The following is a 12,495-nucleotide window of genomic DNA, read 5'->3' as shown; positions in this document are numbered from 1 at the left end:
AACGCGCACCGATTGAGTATCGATGCGCGTTGGCTGCTTAGCTTTTTTCATTTGTCTACTTGACGGGGGTATGACCATTTATGCGGCTTTAAATATTACTATGTTCTTGTCACCCGACATTTTAAATATCCTACTCTATCCAGTCTGGTGGACCCTTATCCATCTAATTTCCATGTTCCTCAGCCCCATCCTGCTCCTTGCTTCCAAATTTATTCAGCAATACATGGACTTCACTTTTTGATTTGGCGTTCATCAAGCTGGTTCTGAGTTCGCTTGCCCCTCGAAACCCACGGACATAGATTTTGAAGAAACGGGTAAGCGCACTAAACGAACGTGGTTCCTCTGCTGAGTATTGATCATGCAGATCCAGATGGAGCCGCAGCAGATCAAGCAATTCCGCACTGCCGTGCTCCTTCGGCTCTGTCTCAAATGCATATGGATTTTGAAAAATACCGCGTCCGATCATAATACCGTCGACACCGTATTGCTCAGCAAGCTGCTGGCCGGTCTGACGGTCAGGGATATCCCCGTTAATGGTCAGAAGCGTATCTGGCGCCACCTCATCACGAAGCTTCTTAATCTCCGGAATCAGTTCCCAATGCGCGTTTACTTTGCTCATTTCCTCTCTTGTCCGAAGATGAATGGACAGATTAACAATGTCTTGTTTCAAAATATGGGTTAACCAGTCACGCCATTCGTCTAGGTCGCTAAAACCGAGCCTTGTTTTTACACTGACAGGCAGTCCCCCGGCTTTGGCGGCTTGGATGATATCCGCTGCGATTTCAGGACGGCAGATCAGGCCGCTGCCCTTTCCATTCTCTGCTACATTCGCCACTGGACACCCCATATTAATATCGATGCCTTTGAATCCTTCTTTCGCCATGCCGATGCTCATTTCACGGAAAAATTCCGGCTTGTCTCCCCAGATATGTGCTACAATGGGCTGTTCATCTGGGGTAAAAGTCAAGCGCCCGCGTACGCTTTTGTTCCCCTCTGGGTGACAATAACTCTCCGTATTCGCAAACTCCGTAAAATACACATCCGGTCTGCCTGCCTCGCTTATCACATGGCGAAAAACAACATCTGTCACATCTTCCATGGGTGCTAGTACAAAAAAAGGTCGTGGTAAATCGCGCCAAAAGTTTTCTTTCATCCTTAAAACCCCTCTATACCTACCAGAACAATCGTTGTCCTTAGAATAGTAAAATACGTGCTGTCCGTGGAACATTGTTCGAACACCATCACAGGTGAACAATCGACATTCCATAAAGTACACAAGTTTATTATAAACTGAATACCGTCATGATGGGTATGTCTCCTTCGCGTTGCATCCCTCTTTTCATAATCGATTAGACAAATTTGAATTTAACACTAATAATACCTCATATTGGAAAATAAATCGCTGGTGGTACTTCAGTTGGAATGACCTGGCGCAATGTTTTTGTTTCCAATCAATATACTACCAAAGAGTCACATCTTATTACTCAAATATGTAATTATTTTACTAACTAAAAACATTATATTGATCTGGAATTAATGTTGGAGGTTCTATAATTACTGCAGAGCTTGATCCATTTTCGGACGGTCCAAAAATGACATCCAGAGCTCTCGATGATTCAAATTTTATTTAGGAGGAAAAATTGTGACACTCATCCGCAAAAAAGGGTTATCCCTGCTTGCCGCCACCGGCGTCGTAACCATGGCGCTCCTCGCTCCCGGAGCAGCGCTCGCCACGACAACTGCCCCGACACCGCCTTCGCATTCGATGCCGCCGTCGCACCCGACTGGGCATGGCCACGCCGCTCAGCCCGCGCAACAGACCATCTGGCGTGGAGACTTCGATAGCTCCAGCTCCGCCTGGACCATCGATACCGCCGGCGATACCGCCTCTTGGCATGGCTGGACGTTCACACCGCGTGACGACTGGTTCGCCGCCGCCGAGCCGATGAACGTCGGCTGTGATTCGGACGTCGATCAGCCGCTGGACATCAGTTGCTTCCTCGACGAGCGCAATCAGTTTTCCCGCGCGCGCGGCACGCTCGCGGTGGCTGACAACGGGATCGCTGCCGCGAACGGCGCCGTCATCGACAACGCGCACTCCGTCTCCACCTCGCTGATCAGCCCGAGCGTCCCCGTCGAGGGCCGCGATGCTGTCGAACTCGTCTTTTCTTCGCACTATAAGCAGGCGCACAAGGCAGTCGCGCGGGTCACTGTGACGTTCGACGGAGGCGAGGCGCAGGAGATCCTACGATATTCCGGTGCGCGCATTAGCGACAACGAAGGCGGCGACGTGCTCTCCGCTCAGGAGGTCATCCCGGTGGATGTTCCCGCCGGGGCGAAGTCCGCCGTGTTCCGCTTCGAGTATACCAGCAACAAGCCCGAGCTGTATTGGGCACTGGACGACGTGCTTGTACGCACGCCGCTTGCCCCGTTGGCTCCGAATGCGAAGGGCACAACGGTGCAAGTGTTCAGCGACATCCAAGGTGAGGGTCTCCCCTACCTCGACGCCGCCCTCGATCTGCTGCACCGCGAGGCCCCGAAAGCGTCTGCCGCGCTCATCGCTGGCGACATCATCAGCGGCCCGAAGGAGAACGATCAGGAGGCGCAACTCGCCGAGTACAAAGAGGTGAGCGACATTTTCGCCAAGCACAAGATGCCACCGGTTTACCCCGCGATCGGAAACCACGACACGCGCAGCTCCGTGCTCAGCCTCGGTCAGCAAGTCGACAATTTCATCGCTTGGGGGAACCAGTGGGGTGCCAAGATCGACAACACCTACTACGAGAAGGTGATCGACGGCATTCCCTTGATCGCGCTCGGCGTTGAGGCCGGCACTACGGCCGCTGAAGGCGGTGTCAGCGAAGAGCAGGTCCAGTTCCTGAAGGACCGCCTCGCGTACTGGAAGACACAGGGCAAGCAGGTCATCGTGATGGGCCACTACCCGTTCGAGTGGTCGGTCTCCGGGACCTACGGCAGCTTCTACCAGAACAGCAGCCGCGTTCAGGTGCTTGAGAACATCATCGGTCAGTACTCCAACGTCGTCTACATCAGCGGCCACTCGCACTGGTCGCCTTACCTGCGCGACTGGTCGGGTCGCCCGGTGACGGAAGGCGGAGACCCTGATGGCTACGCGGCCTTCAATACGGGCGCGCTGGCGATGGAATTCGGTCCGAACCCGATTAATCCGTGGGATGAGGACTCGATGACTGACCGTCCAGAGTCGCCTACTGTAATGACCATCACTAAGTACGACGACCGAATGATCGTGCGCGACTTCGACGTCCTGACCGGTGAGAAGATTCAGGAGCTGACCGTGGCGAACCCGATTGCGAGAGACTGACAATCCGAAATTCCAACACCTCGTCTCGCCCTTTCCGGGTGGGGCGTGGTGTTTTCACGGAGTGGTCAGACCCAGCAGCCACGCGCAGGTAGCAAAATCATTAGCAAAAATCCTTAACGTCAGCAGCTGTACAAAACATGAAGAACATTGCCCTCCACTTAGAACGGAGGTCGAAGGAGGTCTAAGCCTCCTTCGACCTCACAAGAAATGCGGGTAGAAACAGAAGAGAAACCCATGTCTTCGTTAAAAGACATGGGTTTCTCTTCAATCTGACTAACTCACAGGTGAAAATAAAAAAGCCCAATTTATGCGGCTTACAAAGTTACTATGTTCTGTCACCCGACATCGTTCGCAGTTGGCCCGCAGCATCGTATTGGCCCTTCACTACCCCCAGCACGGCAATATCATGTTTGCCCGCAAATTGAATATCTTTGAAGAAATTAGTCTCCAGTTCCTTCGGATCGAGCCTTGGCACGGTCCACCGCGACAATATAAGAGAAGGGTCCGAACGTTGCCATATCGGCTTTTGCCGTTCTTCGTTGCTTCGATCGCAGCGTTATAGCTGGTCGCTTTATACGATTCATCAGGCAATCCGAGCGATTTGGACAGTTTGTCTTCAAAATCTTTGTCAAGCTTCGTTGCCTCTTCACTCGATTCGCTCGGTAGATAAGCAATGACAAACTAAGTTTATAGTACATTTAGAATTCTAGTCGTCATCCGACCGTCTGGTATCTATTATTAGGCGTGGCAACCATCATTCAAGTCCTATATTCGCTGTATCATGCGGAGAATCGCTTCCATACATTTGCTTTCTATTTATCACTTGTAGGGCTTCCGCTATATTTTGAAACATTTATCCTGATTTTTTTGAATGCGTATGTATATGATCCGAAAATTATACAAAATCCAAAACTTGATCCCTTCAATGATGTGTTATGGATGTATGCTCATTTAGTTCGGGGCGTCAGTTCATTGCACTTTAAGGGCTACTAGACACATTATCTGGAGGGCGCATAAAGCTTTCGATTCGCCGACGTCCGCCTGCTTAACATAACCGCTACAGCTCGTCGCCACTGAACAACGCATCCTTCAATTAAAGAGGTTTTGACATGAACTTTATCCCATAAATGCAAAAGACCGCGTTTTTGCGGCCTTTAATGAAATAATGTTTTTGTCACCCGGCATCGCCACGCTCTATCCGCCTGCATGTCGATTCACCAACTCAAACGCCAGGACATTCTCGACGGCGAACACCCTTGGCCCTTTCGATTTGAAGCAGTGCGCCCGGATATGCCCGTCGACCACCGCCTTAATCTCAATTCTTCGCTGGGTGATCCGGCCTTTTTTGTCAATGTAGACGATGTTCACGACGCGGCCGATATACCGATCGATTGTCATGTGCAATCCCTCCAATGCGAACGTATGATCTTATTATAATCCGAATGTACGTTCGTCATGCAAGAGGTAAATTAATGCTTGGGCTTGCGCCTCTTTTGATTCATGGGGCTCTTTTCGTCCAGCCATTCGAGCTCATTGAAGTTCGAATCGATCCGTTGCCGAGCTCGGTCATTGTCGACCGTCGTTCGTTTCTTCACAGGCGGCATAACTCTCCGTTTGCGGTTCTGTTTCATATCACTTCGCCCTTTCCCGTATAAATGCATCAGGAATAATTTATGCAACTCTACAGGTGGCGGACTGGGCACTAATCGACGCTGCCGAGAGGCCTCCATATGCGTTACCTTCCGGAATGGTTAGAACAGTCTATTCATCCGATTGGTTTCTGGTTTGAGTTTCATCAATAACACAGATGCTGATGTATACGAAAAGAGCGCCCGCAGTGGACGCTCCCCGTTAAAGCCTTGCATTCTTGAGATTCCGTAATTCTTGTTTTAAATCATCGATTTCTTTTTGCATATTCATCAATCGTTCTTCTTGGTTCGCACTATTTTGTTGAGCTTCTTTATCAGCGATAATGAGTTCATCCAAGGCGAGTATGGTTGCAATTGTAGATAAGAAATCTCCAATAGTGGAGAACGCCCCGCCCAGAATGTCAAGTTTTTCAGTGACGTATTCAGGCTTAATAGTAGGTTCATTACTCGGACTTTGACCATTTTTTTTCAATAAATAAGCCTCCCTTTTGTTTTCCGACTAAAATAAACTATGCTCCAATTAGGTTTCTGTGTATGTAAAAAAAGTGCCTTGAATTGGCACTTTCAGGAGCAGCATCTTCAAACACCGGCAACCGCAGCATGCCTTTGCGGTCTAGTTCCGCGGTTTAACCCGACTATGCGAGTTCATGCCGAATGTCATCGTTTACAGCTATCGTCGTTGCAGTTGGGGGCGCGATCGATCATTAGCGTCAGCGCGTCTTCGGCGGCTGCTTTTTCGAGAATCTTTCGGTAGGTGCCAACCTCCTGTGCGCCTTGAACTGCATATCGTTCATTGAACATCATGGTTGGCATTGCGGAGATACCGCGTTCCTGAGCTTGCTTGATTGCGGCCTGCACTTGCTCTGTACCGATGTCCCCGGAGAGTGCCGTACGCACCCGACGGGTGTCCATCCCGGCCGCGGCCGCTAATCCGACCAGCGTTTCCAGATCTGCCACATTGCCGCCATCGGCATCATCGGATTGAGCTGAAAAGGAACGTAGTCAACCTCAACCCGCTCCGCACCGGGAAACTCGCGCAACGCCCGCCAAAAACGTGTTTTCGCCACGTAGCACCACGGGCATGCGATATCACTGATGATGTCCACCTTCATAGAATAGCTCTCCTTCTGAGCAACTTGCGCATTTTTAACTGTTTACAATTACCCCGCCATTTACGTGCAGAATTTGCCCTGACATGTAAGATGCATCATCGGATGCCAAGAATACGTAAGCAGGTGCCACCTCAAACGGTTGACCGGCTCGCTTCATAGGAACATTGTTTCCAAATGCGGGAATCTGTTCAGCAGGTAAGTAAGATGGAATCAATGGCGTCCAAATTGTTCCTGGGGCTACACCATTCACTCGAATTCCCTTCTCTGCGAGATGTAGCGACAGTGAACGTGTAAACGAAACAATGGCGCCATTAGCTGCCGCGACGTCAACTGAATCTTTCGCTCCTTGATAGGCATCGATGGAGGTTGTATTTATGATGCAGCTTCCTGATTTCATGTATGGCAGGGCAGCACTCGTCAGAATAAACTGCGAAAAACTATTGGTGTGGAACGTATCTGCTCTCTGCTTCGAATCCACGTCTAGAATATCGTCCTTCACGTGCATGACGCCGGCATTATTCACGAGAATGTCTATTCGACCGAATTCCTCAACCGTTTGCATGACAGCTTCTTGTCGGGGCTGCGCATATCCAATATCGCCTGGAATCAGAATGCAACGACGACCGTGCTTATTGACGTATTCCTTTGTCTCTTCAGCATCGCTATGTTCATCCAGGTATGAGATTGCAATGTCTGCTCCCTCTTTCGCGAACGCAACAGCGATTGCTCTCCCGATTCCGCTATCCCCACCAGTAATAAGCGCCACCTTATTCATCAGTTTACCGGATGCTTTGTATTTAGGGTTATCAAATACAGGTCTTGGCGTCATGAATGATTCAATGCCAGGTTTACTTTGTTGCTGAGCTGGGAAATCCATTATGAACACTCCTCTCGGCTTTCGCCTTACATGGTATTAAATTCCGAAATCGGTTATTGATAATCCTCATGCCGCGATAAATTAGTTGAACAATTGATACAACGTATTAAGCTAATGTTCAGTAGCCGGCCTGACTTCAATAGTCGCTGGAGAAGATGCATTCTTCTCGATATATATCCTGAATACTGTATTTCCCCGACTGACAAGCGAAATTAGCAGCAAATTCAGTACGAAGTTCCATATCCCATGTCCAATGTATAGGAGTTGCATAAAACCAGGGATTCCCGAAGGCAGGAAGTTTCCAATATGCCGGTAGAACGATGCTAACATGGAGGAAGGAATGATGGTTTCACCTGTCAAGTTTATACCAGAAAATCGCTAAGCAGCTTGGAATGTCCATCCTGATCCAAGCCCTTCAAGCAACATCTGACATCTCACAAGTTTATGTATTCGAGGGGCTTATGAAGTCACCTAACAGCGTGCCCATGGCTTTTTCTCGCGTAATGATGGCGATCCGACGTTTCACGATAAAGTCGGGAATGCGAATCGCGTTAATCGTTTCATTGATGTGGTTGAGGAAGATTGCTGGCAGGATGGCGATCCCCAAGCTGGCTTCGATAAAACCAAGAATTCCTTGTCCCAACTCAATTTCCAACGCAATATTCAGCTTTACCCCTCTAATAGCGAATTCTTTTTCAACCAACATCCGGATATCGTATCCTTCAGGTACCATCACAAAGGTTTCATTCTTGATCTCCTCAAAGAATACTTCCTTTTTATTTCCATACAACGGATGTTGAGTACTCGTAAACAAAAAGAACTCCTCCGTAAAAGCGGGCGTGCTGTAGTACGGATGTTTCATGCCGCAATCATCAAAAAGGGCACCATCTAGAGTGCCGTTTTCCAAATTTGTCATGATGTCGTTAAAATAATAGAAGGTTCTAACTTTTATTTCTAACTTCATATTCGACTGTTTACTTGCTATTAATTTTGGAAAGTATAACGCCGCGAGGCTCGGCCAAGAACCAAGAATTAAACATAACTTTCCTCCGTCTTGACTGAGCGTAACTTCCCTTCTGATCCGATTAATATCCCTAATTATTCTTCTGCTTCTTTCGAGTACAATCTGACCAGATGGAGTCAGCGTCACTCCACTGGATGAACGCATCAATAATTTCGCCCCTAATTCATCCTCCAAACTCCGAATTTGTTTGCTTAATGCAGGCTGACTGATATGTAAGGACTCGCTGGCTTTCGTTAAGCTCTTTGAGTCTGCTACGATTTGAAAGGATTCTAACCATTCTATCCGCATATCCATCTCCCTCATAATTATCAATGATATCCATTTACACAGAGCGCTCAGCTGCAGAAGTGATTTAGAATCGTCAACCTAAGATATACGATCTTTAGGTTTCCCCTGAATATTCAGGCTATTCAATCCGAATTTTTCGGTCAATCACGAAATTGGGACTGAGTCCGTTAACGCAATGACGGCAGCCGTTCAACTACCTGCTGCCGTCGTATCATGATTGAGCTATCGTGTAGTCAACGCAGGATTATTTTCAACAGTATCTAAAGGGTTCCCACGCCAGAGATCGATATTACTTGTCTATTTGTAATGGTAGCGGTATCTCCTGTGACGCCCTCAGTGATTTGTGCAAGGATACGAAAAACATGATGCCCTTCGATAACATTGAACAATGAAGTTCCAAAAAACGCGCTGGTATAAGTTGCAGATGTTAATCGAACAACATAAGAATCCAGAACGATATTATTAAACATAATCCGCAGTGCAACAGAAATGGTATGTTCGGAAATATTGTTGACTATCGCTCCGCCCTGAATTGAAAGTAAACTAGGCACTGTATCAAAATAATGTCCCCACTCCATTAATACGGCTGGCGCATCTCCTTCTGATAAGATGATGACATCTGTGCGATGAGCACCTTGCATATTGTTCGGATTATAAATAGGCATTCACATTTCACTCCATCCTAAATAAATTGCTATTCTATTTTATGGATGGATTTACCATTCGCTTGGACAAGTATCTTTATCATGAGCAAAAATATCGCAAACGATGCTAGTGCTTCTCAACTATAGAGACATGACAATTTCCAAAGCTTCTGACGGTTCCATTCTTGTTCTGTGATTAATATCCGAGAAGCCAGCAATGATTCGGCCGTTCTGATTGATGATATAAGTTGCAGGGACAGGCAGTTCAAACGAATCATACCCAGTTATTTCCAGTAACAGACTCAAAATGCCATGCATGAAATCGGGAAGTGCGTAATTCAAGTTATACTTTTCAGCCACTTTATTTTGGCGATCACTTACCACCATAAAACTCAGTTCTTGCTTTTCTTATTGCGATAATGAATGATCTGGCGTCTGCGGACTGATAGCTATAAGTTGAGCACCTGCCGACTTTATATCGCTCCTGATGCGTTCATAGGCTTTTAATTGCAAATTACAAAATGGACACCATTCTCCTCTGTAGAAAATGAGATTGATAGGACCTTTCTTCAATTCCTCCGATAACGTGATCCACTTTCAAGTTGCGTCTTCCAATGTGAAATCGGGTGCCACATCTCCGTTGTTTAGTCCCTTGCCTGCACCATTGTCATGAAGATACTGTAAATATTTCTCAAAAACGGTCGCTGAGTGCATATTGCTTGAGTTAATGTTCGCCTGAACTTCCAATTCCGACTGATCGCTTTCGCGCACGCCGGTTGAAACTTATAGCTCCGCAAAAGGTTGAAGCTCCCAACGGAATCGGCAGCTGGGCTGTAAGGAGGCTTAATCGCAAATGCAACCAAATAAAGTATAAAATTCCTGTATTGAGGTACTCTATAACTTGCGTCTCGATTCACACACCCCTTCATGAAAGATGAGAACAATCATGAATATCGGCACAGACCTCAAAGCGAATGAACAAGCTTTCAAGGATGTTTTTCAGAATTGTTCGGATGTCAAATTTCGTGAGATTGCAATTAACGACCAACCCAAGCTGCTCATGATTTACACGGACGGCATGGTCGATACGGATATCGTATTGTCGCACGTTCTCAAGCCGCTCCTTTATAATGGGCAGCCGAAAGGCTTGGGGGCGATGGACAGCATTGCCCATATGTTCAATCGGGAGCTCTTACCCGTCCTGGAGACGATGAGGCTGTCCGATACGACGGCTATTGCCGAGTTGATCTTAAAGGGGCACCTCGCCCTGCTGATCGACGGGGAACCGCACGCGCTTCTCGCCGATATCCAGCGTTTCGAAGCCCGCAGCATCGAGGAACCGACCGAAGAAGCCACTCTCCGCGGCTCCAAGGAAAGCTTTACCGAAAATCTTCGAACGAATACCACCATGATTCGCCGCATACTCGGGACGCCAAAACTAAAGATGGAATCTTATAAAATCGGCAGCCTGTCGCAGACGGAGATCGTCATCACTTATATTGAAGGCAAGGTCTCTACCGACGTTCTGAAGACTGTTCGCGAGCGGATCGGCAAAATCGAGTTGGAGGGCATTCTCGAGTCGGGATACATCGAGGAGTCGATTGAGGACTTTCATTTCACCCCCTTTCAGCAGATGGGCAACACGGAACGTCCCGACGTCGTAGCGGCCGAATTGCTTGAGGGTAAAGTCGCCATTATCACCAACGGCTCTCCGTTCGTCCTTATCGCCCCGGTCACATTCTGGGGCGGTCTGCAGGCGCCCGATGATTATTACGAGCGGTTCTTGTTCGTTGATTTCAGCCGCTGGATCCGCTTCATGTTCATTCTCTTCTCGGTGCTCTTTCCGTCCTTGTATATTGCGCTGACCAATTATCATCAGGAAATGGTGCCGCTCAAGCTGATGACGACGATCGCGATGCTGCGGGAGAAATCGCCGTTCCCGACCGTCATCGAGGTGCTGTTGATGGAGCTCATGTTCGAGGGGCTGCGCGAAGCGGGCATCCGCCTGCCGATGCAGATCGGCCCGCTCGTCACCGTCGCCGGGGCGCTCGTCATCGGCGAAGCGGCCGTCCGCGCCGGCATCATCTCGGCGCCGATCGTCATCGTCGTCGCGGCCGCCGGCATTGCCTCCTTCGTTATTCCACGCTACCGCGCAGGCTATCCGCTGCGGATGCTCCGGTTTCCGCTGCTCGTTTTGTCCGGCCTATTCGGCCTGTTCGGGATGGCCGTCGGGATCATTGCGATCCTGATTCATATGATTCATCTGAGCTCCTTCGGGACCCCGTTTTTCAGCCCGGTGGCGCCGCTCGCTTCCCGCAGGCTTAAGGATATCCTGGTGAGGAAGCCGCGCAAGCTTGTCAAAAGGTCCGGTCCGGAGGCGGAGTCTTCATGAGGAGGGCGGGCAAGCTCCTGCTGGCGCTGCTGCTGGTCGTGCCGCTAACCGCCTGTTGGAATCTCGAGGAACCCGACGAGCAGGCTTTCGTCCTCGGGTCCGGACTCGACTATACGAAGCAAGGGGAGGTCATGCTCAGCTCCCAGATCGTCGTTCCTTCGGGCATCGGGAGCTCGCAAGACGGCGGCGGCAGCCAGAAGCCCGACAGCTTCCGCATGATGAAGGCAAACGGCAAGAACGTGTACGATGCGGTTGAGAATCTACAGAAGCAAGTTTCGCGGGCGCTCTTCTTCGGTCACCGACAGACCATTATTATCGGTCACCGGATGGCCGTGCACGGCATCGGCAGCTTTATGGACATTTTCATCCGCAACCCGCAAGCGGAGCTGCGCTCCTCGATATTCGTGGTGAAAAACGCCGAAGCGAAGGACATCTTTACCATTACGCCGATCTTCGACCCCATCATTACGCCGACGCTATCGCGGGAGATCAGGTCGATGGGCTTGAAGCCTTACTATTTCCGCAATTTTCTGGCGGAATCGATGAGCGAGACGAAGCTGCCGCTGGTGCCGCTCATCAGCTTGAATGAGATGCATAAGTACGTGTATGCGGGAGGCGCCATTTTAAACAAGGACGACGACCTGAAGCTTATCGGATTCCTGAATGCCAAAGAAGCGCTGTATGCGAACTGGATACTCGGCAATCTGAACCGATTGGCCATCACAGCCCTCGTCAAGAAGGGAGACGGCAATGTCAGCGTGAAGCTCCAGACGCTGAATCATAAGGTTCACGTAAAACCTTCAGGCTCGCAGATCAACGTCGACGTCCATTTAACCGGGAAAGGGACAATCGTCGAAAACAATTCCAACCTTGATCCGACGAACCGGATGGATCTCATGACGATTCAAAAGGCGCTCAGCGAGGCGACCCAGACGTCCATCGTCGAGATGGTCAATAAGGTACAGAAGCGGTACAAGGCGGATATATTCGCGTTCGGGGAAAGTTTCCATCGGCAGCAACCCGTTCAGTGGAAAACTTTAAGGACCGGGTGGAAGGAAGCCTTTCCCCTGCTTCATATCACCGTGAAGGTGGACATTCAATGCAAGGACCCGGGCCAGTCCAGCTCATCCTTGATGAAATCATTTCAAAAGCCGGGTTAAAAGCCTGTG

At 49.2% G+C, this 12,495-nt stretch carries 12 protein-coding genes; 3 read left to right on the top strand and 9 right to left on the bottom strand.

The window, feature by feature from the left end; translation table 11 throughout:
* Window positions 1-163: 163 nt before the first annotated feature.
* On the bottom strand, window positions 164-1,153 hold the full coding sequence (locus tag GT019_RS14240) for a tRNA dihydrouridine synthase (protein ID WP_161743842.1): 990 nt from the start codon (window positions 1,151-1,153) through the stop codon (window positions 164-166).
* A gap of 489 nt (window positions 1,154-1,642) precedes the next feature.
* Between GT019_RS14240 and GT019_RS14235 the strand changes: the two genes are divergently transcribed.
* Window positions 1,643-3,340, top strand: coding sequence for a metallophosphoesterase family protein (locus GT019_RS14235; RefSeq protein ID WP_161743841.1), 1,698 nt, complete (start codon window positions 1,643-1,645; stop codon window positions 3,338-3,340).
* A gap of 1,194 nt (window positions 3,341-4,534) precedes the next feature.
* Here the strand turns inward: GT019_RS14235 and GT019_RS14230 are convergent.
* The 8 genes from GT019_RS14230 to GT019_RS32680 form a co-directional block, all read right to left on the bottom strand.
* Entirely contained in the window at window positions 4,535-4,738 is a 204-nt protein-coding gene (locus GT019_RS14230; protein WP_161743840.1) for a hypothetical protein, read from the bottom strand.
* A gap of 453 nt (window positions 4,739-5,191) precedes the next feature.
* Window positions 5,192-5,461 carry a hypothetical protein gene (locus GT019_RS14225; protein ID WP_161743839.1) on the bottom strand — a complete coding sequence of 90 codons (270 nt, stop codon included), beginning with the start codon at window positions 5,459-5,461 and terminating at the stop codon, window positions 5,192-5,194.
* 185 nt (window positions 5,462-5,646) lie between these two features.
* A complete protein-coding gene (locus tag GT019_RS14220) occupies window positions 5,647-5,946 on the bottom strand; it encodes a DsbA family oxidoreductase (protein WP_161743838.1) in 300 nt (99 codons plus the stop codon).
* Window positions 5,916-6,101, bottom strand: coding sequence for a DsbA family protein (locus tag GT019_RS14215; RefSeq protein WP_161743837.1), 186 nt, complete (start codon window positions 6,099-6,101; stop codon window positions 5,916-5,918). The genes GT019_RS14220 and GT019_RS14215 overlap by 31 nt, the downstream gene beginning before the upstream one ends.
* Before the next feature lie 34 nt (window positions 6,102-6,135).
* Window positions 6,136-6,978, bottom strand: a complete 843-nt coding sequence (locus GT019_RS14210) for an SDR family oxidoreductase (protein ID WP_161743836.1) — start codon at window positions 6,976-6,978, stop codon at window positions 6,136-6,138.
* Window positions 6,979-7,420: 442 nt separating this feature from the next.
* A complete protein-coding gene (locus tag GT019_RS14205; RefSeq protein WP_161743835.1) occupies window positions 7,421-8,290 on the bottom strand; it encodes a LysR family transcriptional regulator in 870 nt (289 codons plus the stop codon).
* A gap of 260 nt (window positions 8,291-8,550) precedes the next feature.
* Window positions 8,551-8,955 carry a hypothetical protein gene (locus GT019_RS14200; protein WP_161743834.1) on the bottom strand — a complete coding sequence of 135 codons (405 nt, stop codon included), beginning with the start codon at window positions 8,953-8,955 and terminating at the stop codon, window positions 8,551-8,553.
* 387 nt (window positions 8,956-9,342) lie between these two features.
* On the bottom strand, window positions 9,343-9,525 hold the full coding sequence (locus GT019_RS32680; RefSeq protein WP_407945082.1) for a redoxin domain-containing protein: 183 nt from the start codon (window positions 9,523-9,525) through the stop codon (window positions 9,343-9,345).
* A 355-nt stretch (window positions 9,526-9,880) separates the two neighbouring features.
* Between GT019_RS32680 and GT019_RS14185 the strand changes: the two genes are divergently transcribed.
* Together GT019_RS14185 and GT019_RS14180 are read left to right on the top strand one after the other, a co-directional pair.
* Window positions 9,881-11,326 (top strand): spore germination protein, encoded by a 1,446-nt coding sequence (locus tag GT019_RS14185; protein ID WP_235947956.1) that lies wholly within the window; start codon window positions 9,881-9,883, stop codon window positions 11,324-11,326.
* Complete coding sequence (locus GT019_RS14180) at window positions 11,323-12,486, top strand: Ger(x)C family spore germination protein (RefSeq protein WP_161743830.1); 1,164 nt, start codon at window positions 11,323-11,325, stop codon at window positions 12,484-12,486. Before GT019_RS14185 ends, GT019_RS14180 begins: the two co-directional genes overlap by 4 nt.
* The last annotated feature ends 9 nt before the right edge of the window (window positions 12,487-12,495 follow it).

Source organism: Paenibacillus glycinis, from assembly GCF_009909185.1.
In the GTDB taxonomy this organism is placed as follows: Bacteria; Bacillota; Bacilli; order Paenibacillales; family Paenibacillaceae; genus Paenibacillus_Z; species Paenibacillus_Z glycinis.
Note: the sequence above shows the minus strand (reverse complement) of the source record. Positions and strands in the feature narration are given on the sequence as shown.